Source organism: Aeromicrobium sp. Root495 (genome assembly GCF_001426755.1).
Taxonomy (GTDB): Bacteria; Actinomycetota; Actinomycetes; order Propionibacteriales; family Nocardioidaceae; genus Aeromicrobium.
The window spans coordinates 266,186-284,661 of the sequence record NZ_LMFJ01000001.1; the positions used below are offsets into that span (position 1 = coordinate 266,186).

19 protein-coding genes are annotated in these 18,476 nt (G+C 72.1%); 12 read left to right on the forward strand and 7 right to left on the reverse strand.

Going from position 1 to position 18,476, the window contains the following annotated elements; genetic code table 11:
- Positions 1-32 precede the first annotated feature (32 nt).
- From mshD to ASD11_RS01565, 3 genes are read right to left on the reverse strand one after another with little or no spacing between them, the layout of a single operon-like run.
- Positions 33-851 (reverse strand): mycothiol synthase, encoded by an 819-nt coding sequence (gene mshD / locus ASD11_RS01555; protein WP_056282359.1) that lies wholly within the window; start codon positions 849-851, stop codon positions 33-35.
- Between the two features lie 24 nt (positions 852-875).
- Positions 876-2,294 carry a carboxyl transferase domain-containing protein gene (locus tag ASD11_RS01560; RefSeq protein ID WP_056282362.1) on the reverse strand — a complete coding sequence of 473 codons (1,419 nt, stop codon included), beginning with the start codon at positions 2,292-2,294 and terminating at the stop codon, positions 876-878.
- Between the two features lie 6 nt (positions 2,295-2,300).
- Positions 2,301-3,029, reverse strand: coding sequence for a winged helix-turn-helix transcriptional regulator (locus ASD11_RS01565; protein WP_056282365.1), 729 nt, complete (start codon positions 3,027-3,029; stop codon positions 2,301-2,303).
- A 152-nt stretch (positions 3,030-3,181) separates the two neighbouring features.
- Between ASD11_RS01565 and ASD11_RS01570 the strand changes: the two genes are divergently transcribed.
- From ASD11_RS01570 to ASD11_RS01600, 7 genes are all read left to right on the forward strand, one after another.
- Positions 3,182-3,991, forward strand: coding sequence for a hypothetical protein (locus tag ASD11_RS01570; RefSeq protein WP_156464541.1), 810 nt, complete (start codon positions 3,182-3,184; stop codon positions 3,989-3,991).
- Positions 3,992-4,022: 31 nt separating this feature from the next.
- Positions 4,023-4,484 (forward strand): thioredoxin family protein, encoded by a 462-nt coding sequence (locus tag ASD11_RS01575; protein ID WP_056282373.1) that lies wholly within the window; start codon positions 4,023-4,025, stop codon positions 4,482-4,484.
- Between the two features lie 239 nt (positions 4,485-4,723).
- Positions 4,724-5,170 carry a DUF4395 domain-containing protein gene (locus tag ASD11_RS01580; RefSeq protein WP_056282376.1) on the forward strand — a complete coding sequence of 149 codons (447 nt, stop codon included), beginning with the start codon at positions 4,724-4,726 and terminating at the stop codon, positions 5,168-5,170.
- Positions 5,171-5,248: 78 nt separating this feature from the next.
- Positions 5,249-6,097, forward strand: a complete 849-nt coding sequence (locus ASD11_RS01585) for a sulfurtransferase (protein WP_056282379.1) — start codon at positions 5,249-5,251, stop codon at positions 6,095-6,097.
- A 1-nt stretch (position 6,098) separates the two neighbouring features.
- Positions 6,099-6,416 (forward strand): DUF1416 domain-containing protein, encoded by a 318-nt coding sequence (locus ASD11_RS01590; protein ID WP_056282382.1) that lies wholly within the window; start codon positions 6,099-6,101, stop codon positions 6,414-6,416.
- A gap of 186 nt (positions 6,417-6,602) precedes the next feature.
- Entirely contained in the window at positions 6,603-7,184 is a 582-nt protein-coding gene (locus tag ASD11_RS01595) for an LPXTG cell wall anchor domain-containing protein (RefSeq protein WP_056282383.1), read from the forward strand.
- Positions 7,185-7,199: 15 nt separating this feature from the next.
- Positions 7,200-9,008, forward strand: coding sequence for a DUF4012 domain-containing protein (locus tag ASD11_RS01600; RefSeq protein ID WP_082554091.1), 1,809 nt, complete (start codon positions 7,200-7,202; stop codon positions 9,006-9,008).
- Between the two features lie 22 nt (positions 9,009-9,030).
- On the opposite strand, the gene ASD11_RS01605 is transcribed toward ASD11_RS01600, so the two are convergent.
- Together ASD11_RS01605 and dtd are read right to left on the reverse strand one after the other, a co-directional pair.
- Positions 9,031-10,134, reverse strand: a complete 1,104-nt coding sequence (locus tag ASD11_RS01605) for an LCP family protein (protein ID WP_056282388.1) — start codon at positions 10,132-10,134, stop codon at positions 9,031-9,033.
- 130 nt (positions 10,135-10,264) lie between these two features.
- Positions 10,265-10,687, reverse strand: coding sequence for a D-aminoacyl-tRNA deacylase (dtd, locus tag ASD11_RS01610; RefSeq protein WP_056282390.1), 423 nt, complete (start codon positions 10,685-10,687; stop codon positions 10,265-10,267).
- 50 nt (positions 10,688-10,737) lie between these two features.
- Between dtd and ASD11_RS01615 the strand changes: the two genes are divergently transcribed.
- From ASD11_RS01615 to ASD11_RS01625, 3 genes are read left to right on the forward strand one after another with little or no spacing between them, the layout of a single operon-like run.
- Positions 10,738-11,265, forward strand: coding sequence for an FABP family protein (locus ASD11_RS01615; protein ID WP_056282392.1), 528 nt, complete (start codon positions 10,738-10,740; stop codon positions 11,263-11,265).
- Entirely contained in the window at positions 11,258-12,232 is a 975-nt protein-coding gene (gene ygfZ / locus ASD11_RS01620; RefSeq protein ID WP_082554093.1) for a CAF17-like 4Fe-4S cluster assembly/insertion protein YgfZ, read from the forward strand. The genes ASD11_RS01615 and ygfZ overlap by 8 nt, the downstream gene beginning before the upstream one ends.
- Positions 12,229-12,768 (forward strand): arsenate reductase/protein-tyrosine-phosphatase family protein, encoded by a 540-nt coding sequence (locus ASD11_RS01625; RefSeq protein WP_082554094.1) that lies wholly within the window; start codon positions 12,229-12,231, stop codon positions 12,766-12,768. The genes ygfZ and ASD11_RS01625 overlap by 4 nt, the downstream gene beginning before the upstream one ends.
- A gap of 6 nt (positions 12,769-12,774) precedes the next feature.
- On the opposite strand, the gene ASD11_RS01630 is transcribed toward ASD11_RS01625, so the two are convergent.
- Entirely contained in the window at positions 12,775-14,133 is a 1,359-nt protein-coding gene (locus tag ASD11_RS01630) for a polysaccharide biosynthesis tyrosine autokinase (RefSeq protein ID WP_056282398.1), read from the reverse strand.
- Between the two features lie 124 nt (positions 14,134-14,257).
- On the opposite strand from ASD11_RS01630, the gene ASD11_RS01635 reads away from it, so the two are divergent.
- Together ASD11_RS01635 and manA are read left to right on the forward strand one after the other, a co-directional pair.
- On the forward strand, positions 14,258-16,120 hold the full coding sequence (locus tag ASD11_RS01635; protein WP_056282400.1) for a DEAD/DEAH box helicase: 1,863 nt from the start codon (positions 14,258-14,260) through the stop codon (positions 16,118-16,120).
- Positions 16,121-16,199: 79 nt separating this feature from the next.
- Positions 16,200-17,384 carry a mannose-6-phosphate isomerase, class I gene (gene manA, locus ASD11_RS01640; protein WP_056282403.1) on the forward strand — a complete coding sequence of 395 codons (1,185 nt, stop codon included), beginning with the start codon at positions 16,200-16,202 and terminating at the stop codon, positions 17,382-17,384.
- Positions 17,385-17,399: 15 nt separating this feature from the next.
- Here manA and ASD11_RS01645 read toward each other — a convergent pair whose 3' ends face one another.
- Positions 17,400-18,464, reverse strand: coding sequence for a mannose-1-phosphate guanylyltransferase (locus ASD11_RS01645; RefSeq protein WP_056282406.1), 1,065 nt, complete (start codon positions 18,462-18,464; stop codon positions 17,400-17,402).
- Positions 18,465-18,476: the final 12 nt, after the last annotated feature.

The following is an 18,476-nucleotide window of genomic DNA, read 5'->3' on the forward strand; positions in this document are numbered from 1 at the left end:
CGCCGGGGTCGGCGGCGAAAAGGGACGCCAGCTCACCGCTCGGGGGTGGTGAAGAGGGTGTCGCGGGCGTGCTCGACGAAGCCGAGCCGGTGGTAGGTCCGCAGGGCGGGCTCGTTGTCGGCCTCGACGTAGAGGTCGACGGTCCGGATGCCCTGCTCGTGCATGAACCGCAGCCCGCGAGCGGTGAGTGCCGAACCCAGGCCACCGCCGTGGGCCGAGGGGTCGACGCCCACCACGTAGACCTCTCCGAGGCGCTCACCGTCAGCGGCCTCCTCGACCTTGGTCCAGTGGAAGCCGACGACCTCGCCGTCGCGCTCGGCGACGAAGAGCCCCGCCGGGTCGAACCAGCTGCTCGAGGCCCGACGCTCGAAGTCGGCCCGGTCCATGGCGCCCTGCTCGGGGTGCGTGGCGAACGCGCGGCCGTTGACCGTCACGACGGCGTCGGTGTCCTCGGGGCGGAACGATCGCAGCGTCACGCCGTCGGGCACGCGCTCCACGGGGGCCTCGTCGCCCAGGTCGAGTCGCAGCACGAGCAGCGTCCGGGCGGGGCTCAGGCCGGCCGACGTCGCCAGCGCCCGCGCCCCCGGCAGCTCGCCGTGGGCCCAGAACGCCGTGGCGTCCTCGACGAGCGCCCGCTCGAGCAGCTCACGCCCCACGCCCCGACGACGGTGCTCGGGATGGACGACCAGCTCGGCGGGCGAGTCCCCGAAGGCGACAGCCGCGGACACCTCGTCGACGAGGTGCAGACGCGGCACGTCGCCGGCCGCGAGGGCTAGCAGCGTGGCCTCGTTGAACGGCGCCACCCCGTCGGCGTCGTGCGCGGCGCGGGCCAGGTCATCGATGACGCTCATGGCCCCATCCTGCCGCGCCGTCGGTCAGAGCAGCGAACGCAGGGTGTCGGCCACCTCGGCGGCCACGGCGGCCGAGAACGCCTCGGACGAGTCGTCCTCGGGCTCGGCCACGAGACGGTGCACGAAGCCGATCTCGGCCAGGTCGAACGCGCTGACGCGCTGCTGCTCGGCCATCTCGGCCGCGTGCTCGACGTCGCCGTGGACGATGGCGCTCGCGCCCTCGGGCGGCAGCGGCGACAGCCACGCGTTCTGGGCTGCGACGACCTGGTGGGCGGGCAGGAGGGCGAGCGCACCGCCGCCGCAGCCCTGCCCGAGGAGCACGGAGACCGTCGGCACCGTCATGGTGGCCATGGTGGCCAGGCAGCGAGCGATCTCGCCGGCGACCGAGCCCTGCTCGGCCTCGGGGGAGAGCTCGGCCCCCGGGGTGTCGACGACGGAGACCAGGGGCAGGCCCAGCTCGTGGGCGAGGCGCATGCCGCGTCTGGCCTCGCGCAGGGCGGCCGGCCCCATGGGCGTCTGCGCCGTCTGGCGCGACCGGTCCTGACCGATGACGACGCAGGGGACGCCGTCGAGGCGCGCCAGGGCCACGAGCATGGTGCTGTCGCGCTCGCCCTCGTCGGTGCCCTGGAGGCGGACGGTGGCGTCGCTGCCGTGACGCAGCAGCTCGCGGACCCCCGGCCGGTCCTGGCGGCGGGTGGTCTCGATGGCGTCCCACGCGGTGCCGCGCCGCTCCGCCACCTGCGTGCGGCGCGGGCGCGTGCCGTCGGTGGGTGGGTCCACCAGCAGGCCGATGGCCCGGTCGACCATGGAGGGGAGCTCCTCGGGAAGGACCACCGCGTCGATGATCCCGCGGTGGGCCAGGTTCTCGCTCACCTGCACGCCGGCCGGGAAGGGTCGACCCTCCAGGAGCTCGTAGACCTTGGGGCCGAGGAAACCCACGAGGGCGCCGGGCTCGGCCACGGTGATGTGCCCGAGCGACCCCCACGACGCGAAGACCCCGCCGGTGGTGGGATGACGCAGGTGCACGAGGTACGGCAGATGGGCGGCCTTGTGGTCCATGAGGGCGCGGGAGATGTCGATCATCCGCACGAAGGCGGGTGTGCCCTCCTGCATGCGGGTGCCGCCCGACGCGGTGGAGGCGAGCAGCGGCAGTCCCTCGGCGGTCGCGCGGCGCACCGCCGAGACGATCCGGTCGGCCGCGGCCTGGCCGATGGAGCCGGCGAGGAACCCGAACTCGTTGATGACGAAGGCGACGGCCCGGCCGTTGACGGTGCCGCGCCCCGTGATGACCGACTCGTCGGTGCCGGCACGCTCAGCGGCCTTCTCGAGCGTGGTGCGGTACGCGTCGGAGTGCTGGGAGAGGTCGATGGGCTCGTCCCACGAGGCGAAGGACCCGTGGTCGAGCACGAGCTCGACGAGGTCGTGCGCGGAGAGTCGGGGCACGGTGCCTCAGGCGCGGTGCGGGGCGCGGTTCGCCTCGTCGACGGGCTCGCGCTCGTCGCTCTTGGTGGCCACGAAGCGGTAGCCGACGTTGCGCACCGTGCCGATGAGCGTCTCGTGGTCGGTGCCGAGCTTGGCGCGGAGACGACGCACGTGGACGTCGACCGTGCGGGTGCCGCCGAAGTAGTCGTAGCCCCACACCTCCTGCAGCAGCTGCTGGCGCGTGAACACGCGGCCCGGGTGCTGGGCCAGGAACTTGAGGAGCTCGAACTCCTTGAACGTGAGGTCGAGCGTGCGGTTCTCGAGCTTGGCCGTGTAGGTGACCTCGTCGACGACGAGCCCGCTGGAGGAGATGACGTGCGACTCGGTCTCGCCCTGCTGGCCGGCGGCGAGGCGGCCGACCGCGAGGCGCAGGCGCGCGTCGAGCTCGGCGGGGCCCGCGGTGGTGAGGATGACGTCGTCCATGCCCCAGTCGGCGGCCGCGACGGCGAGGCCGCCCTCGGTGAGGATGAGGACGAGCGGGCACTCGATGCCGGTGGTGCGGATGACGCGGGTCAGGCTGCGGACCTGGGCGAGGTCGTGGCGACCGTCGACGAGGACGGCGTCGGCCGGCGGCGCGTCGAGCAGGGCGCTGGCCTCGGCCGGGAGGATCTTGACGTGGTGCGGGAGCAGCGCGAGTGAGGGCAGCACCTCGACCGAGGACTGTGTGCTTCGGGTGAGCAGCAACAGGTGGGACACGTGGTGGACCTCCGGATCCGGCAGTGAGAGACCGGGACGTCGCCGTCCGGACACCTGACTGAACCCTCAGGTTAACGGATGTGACAGCCCAGTCACCAGGCTGTGACGGATGTGCGAACAACGTCACACTGCCACCTGTCATGCTTCTGGACGTGTCCCGCGCCTACGCATCCTTGCTGTCCTGCGTGCTCCTGGCGCTGCTGGTCCTGACGGCGTGGACCGACGAGATCGTCCTCGTGTGCGCCGCAGTCCTCCTGGTCCAGGTGCTCGTGGCCGCCGCTCCCGGCGCGGCCGACGAGCGCGGGCGGATCGTCCGGGGCCCGCGCCTGGCGCCCGCCCTGGTCGCCGGCGTGGTCTCGACCCTCGTCGCCGCCCGGCCTGACGTCCTGGCCGGTGCCGACGGTCAGCGGGCCAGCCAGATCACCTTCGTGCAGTCGGGGGTCCTGGTCGGTGTGCTTCCCGCCGTGGCGGCCGCGGTCTTCGTGGCGCTGGTGGCGCAGATGCTCCGCAGCGACGGCCGACCCCGGCTCGTCCTCTCGACCGGTCTCGCCGTGAGCCTCGCCGTGGTGGCCGCCCTGGGCTCGGGCTGGGTCAGCGCCGTGCGTGCCACCGGGGGGCCCGACGTCGTGACCGTCGTCGCCTGTGCGGCGGGCCTGGCCCTCCTCGTCTGGAACCTGCCCGGCGACCGGGTCGTGGTGGCGGGGGCCGCCGTCCTGGCCGGGGCCGTGGCGGGCGCGCTCGTGCCGCTCCTGCTCGACGACCTGCTCACGCCGTGGTTCGGCCTCGTGGTCGGTCCGGTGGCAGCCGTGGTCGCGGTGCTGGGGCAGGTCCTCGGCCGTGGCTGGTCCCGGGGGCGGTTGCACGCCGCCGAGGGATGGGGGTTCCCGGCGGCTGCGGCCGTTGCGCTCGTCGGGCCCGTGGCGCACCTCGCGGGCCAGCTGGCGACCGCTCCGTTCGCCTAGGCGCCCTGGGGGAGCGGGCTAGCCTGGGTCCATGACCGGACTCGTGGTCCTCGTGGTGGCCCTGACGCTGAGCGTCGTCCTGGGGCTCCTCTACCAGCGACGCAACGGGCGCTTCCGTGAGACCGCGCCCACGGTCCCGGTCCCCGCCGGCCGTCCTGACGACGCGGTGCGCCTCTCGGCGCAGCAGATCGGCGTGCCGCTGGGCACCGAGGCCACGCTGGTCCAGTTCTCCACCGCGTTCTGCAGCCCGTGCCGAGCCACCAAGGCGCTGCTGTCCGACGTGGTGTCCCGTGAGACCGGCGTCGTCCACGTGGAGATCGACGCGGAGTCCCACCTCGACCTCGTGCGCGAGCTCGACATCATGCGCACGCCCACCGTGCTGGTGCTCGACCCGGCGGGCGTCGTGGTCCGGAGGGCCTCCGGCCTGCCGCGTCGCGACCAGGTCCTGACGACGCTCGCTGCCGTTCGCGCTGGCGTCGATCTCAATAAATGAGACGACGTTCCAGCATGCGAGACTCGGATGCGACGTCATCCGCAGGTCCCCCTACTCTGGGAGACGTGTTCGAGACGACCCACCTCACGCGGCGCCGCGCAGTCGACAACTGCCGCACGCGCTCCGCGCTGTGTCGTCCCTGCTGAACGACTGAATCGGCCCTGAGCCGTCCAGTCCGTTCACCGTCGCCCGAACCCCCACTCGTCGTCGACGTGTCGACGCATCTCCAGGAGCACCCCATGCCCCGACCCACCCAGGTCGACCCGCGCGGTCTGCGCGTGGCAGCTGCCATCACGAGCGTCGTGCTCGCGGTGGCGCTGGTCGCCCCGCAGCCCGTCGCCGTGACGCTGCTGGCCCTGCAGGCGGCGATCTTCGCGGTCAGCGCCTTCGGGGGGCTGCAGTACTCGCCGTACTCGCTGTTCTTCCGTCGGGTCGTCCGGCCGCGCCTGTCGCCCCCGGGGGACCTGGAGGACTCGCGTCCGCCCACGTTCGCGCAGGTCGTGGGTCTCGCGTTCCTGCTGGTGGCGCTGGCCGCCTACGCCGCCGGCGCCCCGACGCTCGGCCTCGTGGCCACGGCGTTCGCCCTGGTGGCCGCCGTGCTCAACGCGGCCGTCGGCCTGTGCCTGGGCTGCGAGCTGTACCTGGCCGGCCGCCGGCTGGGCCTCGGCGGCTCCGCCACCACCTGATCTGCACCACCGCCCGCACCACCTTTCATCCGCTAGTCCCATCAACGCCCTTCACCGGGCAGCACACGGAGGTACACCATGAGCCGCGAATCCGCGCTCGTCACCGCTGACTGGGTCGAGGAGCACCTCGGCGACCAGTCCGTCGTCCTCGTCGAGGTCGACGAGGATGCCGAGGCCTACGACAAGGGCCACATCCCCGGCGCCATCAAGCTCGACTGGAAGAAGGACCTCCAGGACGGCGTGCGCCACGACTTCATCTCCAAGGACCGCCTCGAGGCGCTCCTGTCGGAGAAGGGCATCTCCACGGACGACACCGTGGTCTTCTACGGCGGCAACAACAACTGGTTCGCCGCCTACGCCTACTGGTACCTCAAGTACTACGGGCACCAGGACCTGCGCCTGCTCGACGGCGGCCGCAAGAAGTGGGAGCTCGACAGCCGTGAGCTGACCACCGAGGTCCCCAGCCGCGAGGCCACCACCTACACGGCGCAGGAGCCCAACGACGACATCCGCGCCTACCGCGACGAGGTCGTCTCCGCCATCGGCACGAAGAACCTCATCGACGTGCGCAGCCCCGACGAGTTCGCCGGTCGCCTGCTCGCCCCGGCCCACCTCCCGCAGGAGGCCGCCCAGATCGCCGGTCACATCCCCACGGCAGGCAACGTGCCGTGGAGCAAGGCCGCCAACGACGACGGCACCTTCCGCAAGGACGAGGAGCTCAAGGAGCTCTACGCCGGTGCCGGCCTGGACGAGGGCAAGGACACCATCGCCTACTGCCGCATCGGTGAGCGCAGCTCGCACACGTGGTTCGTGCTCAACGAGATCCTCGGCTACCCCAACGTCAAGAACTACGACGGCTCCTGGAGCGAGTACGGCTCGCTGCGCGGCGTTCCCGTCGCGGTCGGCGACGAGCCCGGGCAGGCCTGACATGTGTGGAGCAACCAAGGGTGGGCCCAGCCTCGAGGGCGTCGACGTCGCCAACCAGTCGGTCATCCAGGGGGTGGTGCTGCGCGGCGGTGAGCCCGTCTCCAGCGCGTACGTCCGCCTGCTCGACCGGACCGGTGAGTTCACGGCCGAGGTCCCGACCTCGGCCACCGGCCAGTTCCGCTTCTTCGCCGGTCCCGGCGACTGGACGCTGCGCACGCTCGCGCCGCGCGCCGAGGCCGTGGACCAGTCCGTCGTGGCCGCTCAGGGCGTCGTCGCCGACGTCACGATCGAGCTCGACGGAGCGCTCGCGCGCTCCTGAGCCAGCCGCAGGACAGCACGCAGCGAGGGGTGGCCCGTGTGACTCGGGCCACCCCTCGCTGTGGCGTATACCCCGTCGAGCGTGAGTATGCTGACGAATCACGAAGATTCCCTGCCGGGACTGCGTAGCGTTCGGAAGCCGCGGTCGTTTAACGGGCTAGGAACTCGAATGAACTGGGAGTCGTCAATGAAGCGGATGCACCTTCTCGTCGCGCTGGTCCTCGCGGCGTTCGTCGCGGCCCTCGTGCCCTCGACTGCGTTCGCCGCAGACGACACGTACCCGGACCCGACCCTCTCGGTGAAGGTGCCGGGCGGCAAGCTCTACGGCGGCGACCCGGTCTCCGTCAGTGCCTCGGCCAGCGTCCGCTGCTCGCCGCTGAGCCTCACGTTCCTCGGGGACACCGTCTCCACGAAGGGCTCGAGCCTCACCAACACCTTCGACACGCCGGTCGTCAAGACCGTGACGCCCAAGAAGGTCACGGCCTCGTGCACCTACACCGACGCCAGCGGTGCCTCCGCCACCGTCACGGGCGACGCCACCGTCACTCCGGCCGCCTTCGTGGGCCCGCTCCCGGGTGCCGTCCGCTCGGCCTCCGCCACGGTCATCCTGCTGCCCCGCGCTGCCGACGACGGCGCCGACAACGGCTCCCAGGACAACGGCAACGGCATCCTGCCCAACACGGGTGGCCTGCCGTTCTGGCTGCTCATCGCCGGCGTCGTCCTCGTGCTCGGTGGCGGCGTGATCGCCACCCGTCGCCGCCGCGGCTGATCCGGGCTCGCCGTCATGGCCAGCCGCCGCCCCGGGCGGCAGGTCCGTCGCGTGCTCCGGCGCGTCGGGCTCGACGACGTCTCACCGCGCCAGGCCGTCACCACCACCCTGGTGACGCTCCTCCTGCTCCTCCTCGTCTTCTTCGTGTGGCAGGCCGCGCGCGCTGCCGTCGCGCTCGACCGGGCGCGTGAGCAGAGCACCACGCTCCTGCTCCAGCTCGCCCAAGGAAGCACCGACGACGCTCGAAGCACCGCGGCGCAGCTGCGCGACTCCACCGCAGACGCGCACCGCCACACCTCGGGCCCGCTGTGGGCGCTCGGCTCGCACGTCCCGGTGGTGGGCGACGACATCGGAGCCATGAGGACGGTGGCTGCCCAGCTCGACCTCATCGCCGAGGAAGCTGTCCCCCCGGTGGTCGACGTGTCCCAGAAGATCGGCATCCAGACCTTCACGCCCCGCGACGGGCGCATCGACCTCGAGGCGCTGCGGACGCTGAGGCCCGCTCTCGACCGGGCCGACGAGGTGCTCGCCGAGGCCGACCGGCAGCTCGGCTCCATCGACACGGGGTCGCTCGTGGGACGGCTGCGCGAGCCCATCACGCGTCTGCGCTCCGACGTGGCCACGGGTGCCTTCGCGGCGTCCGCCGCCCACGACGCGGCCGACCTCCTGCCCGAGATGCTGGGCGGTGAGGGCACCAAGCGCTACCTCCTCGTGGTCCAGAACAACGCCGAGGTCCGCTCCACGGGCGGACTGCCCGGGTCGCTCTCGGTCATCACGGCCAAGCAGGGCAAGCTCTCCATGGGCAAGCAGGGCGGCACGGCCACCATCGGGATCGCCGACAAGCCGGTCGTGAAGCTCACGGCCGACGAGCAGTCGGTGTTCTCCACGGCGATGGCCACCGACTTCCGCGACGCCAACTTCACGCCGGACTTCCCGCGGGCGGCGCAGATCGTGCGGGCCTTCGCCGACAAGGCGTTCGACACGACCTTCGACGGCGTCATCTCGGTGGACCCGGTGACGCTCGGCTACCTGCTCGACGGCGTCGGTCCGGTCCTGCTCGACGACGGCACCCAGCTCACCGCCTCCTCGGCCGTCGACGAGCTGCTGCACGGCGTGTACCTCCGCTACGCCGACGACCTGGCGCAGCAGGACCGGGTCTTCGCCGACGCGGCCCGCAGCATCTTCGACGCGATGGTGGGCGGCGACGCCGACGCCCAGCGCGTCGTCGAGGCGCTCGTGCGCTCGGCCCGCGAGAACCGGGTGCTCGTCTGGTCCAAGGACGACTCCATCGAGGGGGCCGTGCGGCGGACGGGTCTGTCCGGCGTGCTCCCCGGGGGACGGAAGAACCCCGCTGTCGGGGTCTACCTCAACGACTCGACGGGCGCCAAGATGCAGTACTACCTCGAGTCCGGCTCGGCGCTGCGCTCGATCCGCTGCCTCGACGGCGACCGCCAGGTGCTCGACCTGCGCACCTCGCTCGCGTCGAGCGCCCCGGCCAACGCGAGCCGGCTGCCCGTGAGCGTCACGGGCCGCGGGACGTTCTTCCCGCGCGGGGTGCAGGGTGTCAACGTGCGGATCTTCGCGCCCCGCGGCGGGTCCATCGACGAGATCAGCATCGACGGCAAGCGGCAGACCGTCTCGGGCGGCACGCTCGACGGGCGGCAGGTCGCGGTCGTGCCGGTGCGGCTGAAGCCGGGCGAGGACGTCGCCGTCTCGGTGCGGATGACGACCGCGCCCGGCGCACCGGGTCGTGCCGTGCTCAGCACGACCCCGGGCATCCAGCCCGCCGCCAACGACGTCAGCACCCGGTCGGCCTGCGGCTGAGCCGGACCTCAGGTCCGAGCGGTCAGCTGACTTCCTTGTCGCCGGCTAGGGCGTCGTCGGGGTAGAGCTTCATGTACTCGTCCATGCGGTCCTCGCGGAGCCCGAGCCACATGCGCTTGGACTTGAGCGGGTCGAGGTCGACGACGCTGCCGTAGACCGGCACGGTGCGGGTGTCGGCCACCGGCGCAGTGAGGAACGTGACGTCCTCGGTGGTGGTGCCGCGCAGCGACAGGGCGAGCGCACGGAGGTCGGCGGTCTCCCACTCGGCATCGATCGTCAGGTGCTTGGTGACCGCCCCCAGCGTCTTGGTGAGGCGGACCGGGTTGGACGTGACGCCCTTGGAGAGCATCTTCTTCATCATGGCGCGGATGAAGTTCTGCTGACGGGCGATGCGGTCGAAGTCGCCACGCAGGAGGCCGTAGCGGGTGCGCACGTAGGCGAGCGCCTCCTTGCCCTTGAGCGTCTGCTCGCCGGCCTTCCACTGGATCTCCTGCTTGGGGTCGTAGAACGCGCGCGGGATGAAGACGGGCACGCCCCCCACGGCGGTGGAGAGATCCTTGAAGCCCTCCCAGTCGATGATGGCGAGGTGGCTGATCCGCACGTCCGTCATGTGCTCGACGGTGCTGATGGTCCCCTTGGGGCCGTAGTACGAGAAGGCCGCGTTGATCTTCTCCATGTGCTCGGGCTTGCCCTCGGCGTTGTACAGCATCGTGTACGTGTCGCGTGGGATGGAGGACAGGTAGACGTTCTTCCGGTCGGCCGAGATGTGCACGATCATGAGGGTGTCGCTGCGGTACTTGCCGTCGGGCCAGACAGCTGCCGCGGCGTCCTGCTCGATCGTGGTGTCCTGGCTCTCGCCCTTGATCTTCTTGCCCTTGTCCGAGCCCAGGAGCAGGATGTTGAGCGCCTTGCCCTCGTCGGGGTCGGGGCGGTCGGGGAGCGTCGTGATGCCGCCGACCTTGTCGATCCCGCCCAGCTGGTGGTTCAGGTAGAACGCGTAGCCCGTGGCGGTGCCGAGCACCACGACGAGGGTCCCGACGATCGCCAGGACGATCTTGCGGTGCCGACGATGGAAGGGCACGCCACCGGCCCGGCGCTGACCAGGTCCCTGGTAGCCGCGCCTCATGCGTCGCGCCATCGTGCTCCGATTCGTCGAGCCCGTCGCGGATGGCGGCAGGCAGGACTCCCCAGAATACGGGGGAATCCTGAAAGAATGGTCAGAACCAGGCCTGGGAGGGCGCGTCGAGACGCAGGTCTCAGAGGTCGACGAGCAGGGTCGTGGGACCGTCGTTGACCAGGCTGACCTGCATGTCTGCGCCGAAGACCCCCGTCTCCACGTCGAGCCCGTGGGCCCGCAGCGCGGCGCAGAACGCGTCGTACAAGGGCTCTGCCACGGGTCCCGGAGCCGCCGCGGTCCACGTGGGGCGTCGGCCCTTGCGGACGTCGCCGTAGAGGGTGAACTGGCTGACGACCAGCACCGAGCCGCTCGCCTCGACCACCGACTGCTCGTCGCGCAGGATGCGCAGGCCCGCCACCTTGTCGGCCGTGCGCCGTGCGAGAGCCGCGTCGTCGTCGTGCGTCACGCCGAGCAGGACCACCAGGCCGGGCCCGATGCGGCCGGTCTCGGTGCCGTCGGCCACGACCGAGGCCTCGCTCACCCGCTGCACGACGGCTCTCACGGGGCGAGCGTAGTACGGGGCCTCACCCAGCGGCGGATAGCATGAGAGACATGCCTTTCGAGATCGCAGCGGACCTCCACCCCGACGTGCGACCCCTCACGTGGCTCGTCGGGACGTGGCAGGGCAGCGGCAAGGGTGAGTACCCCACCATCGAGTCCTTCGGCTTCGAGCAGGAGGTCGCGTTCGCTCACGACACGCGCCCGTTCCTGCACTACTTCAGCCGCACCTGGATCACCGACGAGACGGGCAAGCGCGTGCGGCCCGGGGCCATCGAGACGGGCTTCCTGCGTCCGGCCGGGCCGGCGCCCTCCGTCGAGGGCGAGGAGTCCAGCGGCATCGCCGTGGAGCTCGTGCTGGCGCACCCCACGGGCTACGCCGAGATCTGGTACGGCGTGGCCGACGGCCCCCGCATCACGCTGGCCACCGACGTCGTGGCCCGCACCGTCACCGCCAAGGAGTACACCGCCGGCCAGCGCATGTACGGGCTGGTCGAGGGCGACCTCATGTACGCCTACGACATGGCTGCCGAGGGCCAGGAGCTGCAGTCCCACCTCTGGGGGCGTCTCGCCCGTGCCTGACCTCGACGGCGCGACCGCTCGCACCAGCCCGCTGCTCCAGCTCCACGGCGCGGTGGAGGGCGACGCGCCCGACACGGGGGTCGCCGCCCACTACGGCGCCATCGGGCCCGAGCAGCGAGACCTGCTCACGGGTCGTGGCTTCGTCGACCTCTCCCACCGCGACGTCATCGACGTGACGGGCCCCGACCGCCTCACGTGGCTGCACGCGCTCACCACCCAGCACCTGGAGTCCCTGGCGCCGGGGGTCGTCACCGACGTCCTCCTGCTGAGCCCGCAGGGCCGCGTCGAGCACGCCTTCACCGGCGTCGACGACGGCGAGACCTTCCGCGCCCACACCGAGCCCGGCGCCGCGGCCGCCCTCGTGGCCTTCCTCGACCGCATGCGCTTCATGTCGCGCGTCGAGGTGCGCGAGACGTCGGACCAGCACGCCGTGATCGGCCGCGTGGTCGACGGCACCCGTCGGTACGAGCTCGTCGCCCGCACCGAGCTGCCGTCGCTCCCCGAGCGGTTCGGCCCCCCGGCCGGGACGTGGGCCTGGGAGGCCCTGCGCATCGCCGACGGCGAGCCGCGCCTCGGTCTCGACACCGACGACCTCGCCATCCCCAACGAGCTCGGGCTGCTCGGCAGCGCTGTGCACCTGGAGAAGGGCTGCTACCGCGGCCAGGAGACGGTCGCGCGGGTCCACACGCTGGGTCGCCCCCCGCGCCGGCTCGTGCTGCTGCACCTCGACGGATCCATGGAGCACCTCCCGCCCCACGGCACCGACGTCGTCACCGACGAGGGACGCCGGGTCGGCTTCGTGGGCTCCAGCGCCCGTCACCACGAGCTCGGCCCCATCGCGCTCGCGCTCGTCAAGCGCAACGTCGACCCCGGCCTCACCCTGCTGGCCGACGGCGTGCCTGCGGCCCAGGAGGTCGTCGTCGACCCCGAGGCCGGCCTGCACGTGCGCCGAGAGCTCAGGGCATGAGAGTCTCGCGCGCCTCGGTCCTCATGGTCTGCACGGCCAACATCTGCCGGTCGCCGCTCATGGAGATCGCCCTGCGCAGCATGACCGACGCCACGCAGCTGGAGATCGGCAGTGCCGGGGTCCGTGGCTGGGACGCCAAGCCTGTCGACAGCATGGTGCGCCTCGAGATGGCCCGCCTCGACCTCGACCCTGAAGGTTTCTTGTCCCGTCCCCTCACCGAGCGTCACCTCGAGGGCGCCGACCTCGTGCTCACCGCCACGCGCGAGCACCGCTCCGCCGTGCTCGCCATGGAGCCCCAGGCGTTGCGGCGCACCTTCACGCTGCGCGAGTTCGACGCGCTCACCCAGGGCGTCTCGGCCGCGTCGCTCGAGGAGCTGTGCGCCGACGCCGCGCGCCGGCGCGGCAGCGCGCCCTCGGACCAGGACGTGCCCGACCCCTTCGGCCGTGCGCCCAAGGTCCACCGTGCGGTGGCCGACCTCATCGTCGAGACCGTCACGTCGATCGCCAAGACGCTCGACGCACTGCCCCCGCGCTGACCCGCGTCAGCGGCGCCGGCGCCCCTTGCCGTCGTCGTAGCCGTACCCGTAGCCGTACCGGGCGGTCTCCTTCTTGGGCGACATCGAGATGATCGTGCCGAGGAGACGGCCGCCGACCGTGGTGATGCGCTCCGAGGCCGCGCGCACCTGGTCGTGGCCGGTGCGCCCGTGCCGCACCACGAGGATGGCTCCGTCGGAGATGACCGAGAGCAGCGCGGCGTCGGCCACCGGGAGCAGCGGAGGAGCGTCGACCAGGACGATGTCGTAGCGGCGGCCCAGCTCGATGAGGACCGTCTCCATGGCCGCGGTCTGGATGATCTCCGAGGGGTTGGGCGGACGCGTGCCGCTCGTGAGGACGTCGAGGCCGGGGACGTCGGTCCCCTGCACGGCGGAGTCGAGCGGGACCTTGCCCACGAGCACGCTGGTGAGCCCCACGTTCTGCTCCGCCCCGAACACCTCGTGCAACCGGGGGCGGCGCAGGTCGCCGTCGACGAGCACGACGTTCTGGCCGGACTGGGCGAGCGAGATGGCGAGGTTGGACGCGGTGGTGGTCTTGCCCTCGCCGGCGACGCTGCTGGTGACGACGTAGACGTTGCTCACGCGGTCGACGTCGAGGAACTGGAGGTTGGTCCGGATGATCCGCATGGCCTCGGCCCGCGGGTGCTGGTTGCTCAGCGTGGAGATGAGCGGGTGGTCGGCGACGTGACGGTCCTGCGCGACGGCGCCGATGACCGGCGCCTTGACCTGCTCCGTGAGGGCGTCGCTGGACGTGACCGTGGCGGTGGCCAGGTTGCGCAGCGCCGCGAGGAGCAGGCCGAGCAGCAGGCCGGCCAGGCCGAACAGGACGTAGGTGCGACGTGCGTCGGGCTCGACGGGCTGCGAGGACGCCGTGCCCTCCTGGATGACGATGGGGGAGAGCGTGGGGAGGTCCGGCGCGTCCTCGCCGGCGCGCTCGGCGGCCCGGTCCTGGTACGAGGCGATCCAGCTCACGAGCTCCTCGGCCACCTGGCCGGCGAGCTGCGCGGCCCGCTCGGGGTCGGTGGTGCGCACGACGACGCGGACGACGGAGCTGTTCCCGACGACCTCCCCCCGGACCTCGGCGTCGCCGGCGTCCTCGAGCCCGAGGGCCTTCACGGCGCGCTGCTCCAGCGCCGTCCCACCCAGCACGTGGGCGTAGGACTCGACGGCCCGTCCCGACAACGACGTGGCGGGCGAGGTGGGCTGGATGAGCACCTCCGCGCTGCCGTCGTAGCGCGTGGTCTGGCCCGACAGGACGAGGGCGGCGGCCCCCAGACCGAGGGCGCCCAGAAGCACGACGAGGGGCCACCGGCGTGCCACGGCGGTCCAGCCGGACCTCGAGGTCATCGCGGGCTCCTCTGCAACGTTTTGGTGAAGTCGATACCGGTACGGAAGAATACGGGATGCGCACGATGCCCGGAGCCGTATCCCCGCCCGTGGACCGTGCCCTTTTCTTCAGGAGCTTTTCATCATGACCGAGCCGTCCGACGCCGGTACCACCACCTTCGCCGACCTCGGCCTGACCGATTCCACGGTCGAGCTGTTGTCGGGACTCGGCTACGAGTCACCCACTCCCATCCAAGCACTCGCCGTGCCGGCCCTGCTGCAGGGTCGCGACGTCGTGGGGCTGGCGCAGACCGGGACGGGCAAGACCGCCGCCTTCGCCCTGCCCATCCTCGAGAAGATCGATCCGTCGCGCTCGCAGACGCAGGCCCTCGTGCTCGCGCCCACGCGCGAGCTCGCCCTCCAGGTGTGCGAGGCCATGACCACGTACGCCAAGGGTCGCGGCCTGCGGATCCTCCCCGTCTACGGCGGAGCCTCCTACGGCGCCCAGCTCTCGGGCCTGAGCCGCGGTGCCCACGTCGTGGTCGGCACGCCCGGTCGTGTCATCGACCACCTCGAGCGCAAGAGCCTCGACGTCTCCTCGCTCGAGCACCTCGTGCTCGACGAGGCCGACGAGATGCTGGCCATGGGCTTCGCGGAGGACGTCGAGCGCATCCTGGCCGACACCCCCGAGTACAAGCAGGTCGCGCTCTTCTCGGCCACCATGCCGCCGCAGATCCGCTCGCTCGCCAAGCGCTACCTGCACGACCCGCTCGACATCGCCACCAAGGCCTCGCGGACCACCACCACCACGGTGCGCCAGCGCTGGATCCCTGTGGCCCACCACGGCAAGATCGACGCGCTCACCCGCATCCTCGAGGTCGAGCCCGTGGGTGAGAAGACGCAGGAGGGCGCGGGCCCCGGCGGCGCCATGATCGTCTTCGTGCGCACCAAGCAGGCCACCGAGGAGCTCGCCGACAAGCTGCGCTCGCGGGGCTTCTCGGCCGCCGCCATCAACGGCGACCTCGTCCAGGCCCAGCGCGAGCGCACCGTCTCCGCGCTCAAGTCCGGCGCCATCGACATCCTCGTGGCCACCGACGTCGCCGCCCGTGGCCTCGACGTCGACCGCATCTCCTACGTCGTCAACTACGACATCCCGCACGACACCGAGGCCTACGTCCACCGCATCGGTCGTACGGGCCGGGCCGGGCGCAGCGGCGAGGCCATCCTGTTCGTCACCCCGCGCGAGCGCCGCATGCTGTCGGCCATCGAGCGGGTGTCCGGGCGTCCCATCGAGGAGATGGGCGTGCCGAGCGTCGAGGAGGTCAACGCCCGTCGGGCCGGCCGCTTCGCGCAGGCCATCACGTCGAGCATGGGCTCGCCGCAGTTCCACGTCTTCCGCAGCCTCGTCGAGGAGTACGCCCAGGAGAACGACGTCGCCATGCTCGACGTCGCGGCGGCGCTCGCCGTCATGGGCGTCGACGACCGGGAGTTCTTCCTGCGTCCCGACCCGCCGCAGAGCAAGCGCTCCCGCGAGGAGCGTCCCGACCGTGGCGAGCGTCCCGATCGCGGCGACCGCGCCGACCGGGCCCCCCGGCCCACCTCCGAGGGCATGGCCGCCTACCGCATCGCGGTGGGCAAGCGCCACAAGATCGGGCCGTCGTCCGTCGTGGGCGCGCTCGCCAACGAGGGCGGGCTGCGTCGGGCCGACTTCGGTCGCATCACGATCGGCATGACCCACACCATCGTGGAGCTGCCGGCCGACCTGCCCGACGCCGTGTTCGAGGCGCTGGCCAACACCCGCATCTCGGGCCGGCTCATCGACCTCAAGCCCGACGACGGGCCGCCCCAGGGCCGTCCCGCCGGCAAGCAGGGCGGCTACAAGAAGGGCGGCAAGCCCTCCGGTGGTGGCTACAAGGGCAACAAGCCGTCCGGCGGCGGCTACAAGGGTGGCGGCGACGCCGGCGGCTTCGATCGCAAGCCGCGGCACAGCAAGGGTCCGCGCGACTGACCCGGTCGTTGTCGGCCGGTGCCCGACGTCACCCCACGTCGGCGCCCGGCACGCCGGCCCCGCAGCCTAGGCTGAGGCCATGAGGCCGCTCGACTGTCCGTCCCAGGACTACGACTGGGGATCGACTGACGACATCCCCGCATTCCTGCGCACCGCGTCGGGCGACCGGCCCATGGCCGAGGTCTGGATGGGCACCCACCCGCTCGGGCCGGCCATGGTCCCGGGCCCCGACGGACCCGTGTCACTGCGCGACGCGGTGGGCGAGCTGCCCTTCATGCTCAAGATCCTCGCGGCCTCCCGTCCGCTCTCCATCCAGGTCCACCCGAGCAGCGCCCTCGCGCAGGCCGGGTTCGCGGCGGAGGAGGCGGCGGGCGTCCCGTTCGACGCACCGGAACGGGTCTACAAGGACCCCCACCCCAAGCCCGAGATGGTCTACGCGCTCACCACCTTCGACACCCTCGTGGGGTTCCGCCCCACGGCGGAGATCCTGCGGGTCCTCGCGCCGCTGCCGGTCCCTTACGTGCAGGCGCTCGCCGACGAGCTCCGGCTCAAGCCCGGCTTCGCCGGCATCGTGCGTCTCGTGGAGCAGGTCGTCACCGAGCCGCCGTCGGCCGAGGACGTCGCGGCGGTCGTGGACGCGTGCGCCGAGGCACTCGCGCAGGGGATCGACGTCAAGCGGGCGTACGCCACCGCGGTGGAGATCCAGCGGCACCACCCCGGTGACGCGGGCATCGTCCTGTCCCTCCTGCTGAACCGCCTCACGCTGCAGCCCGGCGAGGCGGCCTACCTGGGCGCGGGCATCATCCACGCCCACCTGAGCGGCATGTGTCTCGAGGTGATGGTGTCCTCGGACAACGTCCTGCGCGCCGGCCTCACGAGCAAGCACCTGGATCCCGAGGGCCTCATCCGCTGCCTCGACCGAGGCATGTCCCGGCTCGCCCGCGTCACGCCGCGGCAGTTCGGGTTCTCCACCGACGTCTACGCGCCCGGGCTCCACGAGTTCGCGCTGTCGGTCACGCAGAGCTCACCCGCCGAGCCCGACGGAGCACTGCTGCCCGACGAGGGCCGGCGCATCCTCGTCTGCTGCGGCGGCGAGGTGGAGCTCGTCAACCGGCACGGCGAGCGGGTGTCGCTGCAGCGCGGCGACGCCGTCTACGCCGACGAGGAGGACGGGCCCCTGCGCGCCTTCGGCACCGGCGAGGTGGCCCAGGCCTTCACGCCCGACGTCGACGCCCCCGTCACCGAGCTCACCGACCTCGTCTGACCCCACCGTCTCGGGTCAGACCAGGTGGTCGCGCCCGGTCTCCTTGAGGAGGGCCGGGACCTCCTTGACCCGCTGCGCGAGGTCGAGCGTGGTGACGAGCAGCGCGTCGGACGTGCGGACCACCACGACGTCGCGCAGCCCCACGACGGCGATCGTGGTGCCGTCCTCGGCCCGGGCCAGGCCGTCGGCGTCGACCCACACGACGCCGTCGCTCGAGGCGCCGCCCAGCTCCTGGAGAGCGGCGAAGTCGCCGATGTCGTCCCAGTCGAAGCCGCCCGGCACCACGGCGATGCCGCCCTCGAGGGAGACGGGCTCGGCGACGGCGTGGTCGATGGCGATCTTGGTGAGCGTGGGCCAGGCGTCGGCGAGGACCGCGGAGCGGTCGGGCCCGTCCCAGGCGGCCGCGATGGTGCGCAGGCCGGCGTGGAGCCCTGGTTGCAGGCGGGCGAGGTGGTCGAGCAGGACGTCGGTGCGGGTCACGAACATCCCCGCGTTCCAGCTGAACGTGCCGGCGTCGAGGTACGACTGCGCGGTCTGGGCGTCGGGCTTCTCGACGAACCGGACGACCGCACGGCCGTCGGGCGCGCCGTCGACGCCGAGGGCGTCACCGGCCTCGACGTAGCCGAACGCCGTGGAGGGGGAGCGGGGCGCGATGCCGATCGTGGTGACGAGACCGCTGCGCGCCACGGCCTCGGCCTGGCGGACGGCGTCCTCGAAGGCGGCGACGTCGGCGATGACGTGGTCGGCGGCGAACGACGCGATCACGGCACCCGGGCTGCGCTCCTCGATGACGGCGGCGGCGAGGCCGATGGCGGGCATGGAGTCGCGTGGCGCCGGCTCCACGAAGAGGCTCGTGAGCCCCGGCAGCTGCTCCTGCACGAGCGCGGCGTGGGCCGGGCCGGTGACCACGTGGATGTGCTCGGGCGGCACGAAGGTGCTGAGCCGGTCCCACGTCTCCTGCAGGAGGCTCCGACCCGACCCGGTGAGGTCGAGCAGGAACTTGGGGTGCGAGCTGCGAGAGAGCGGCCAGAGGCGGGTGCCGGCGCCGCCGGCGGGGATCACGGCGTGGAGCTCGGTCATGCGGACCAGGAT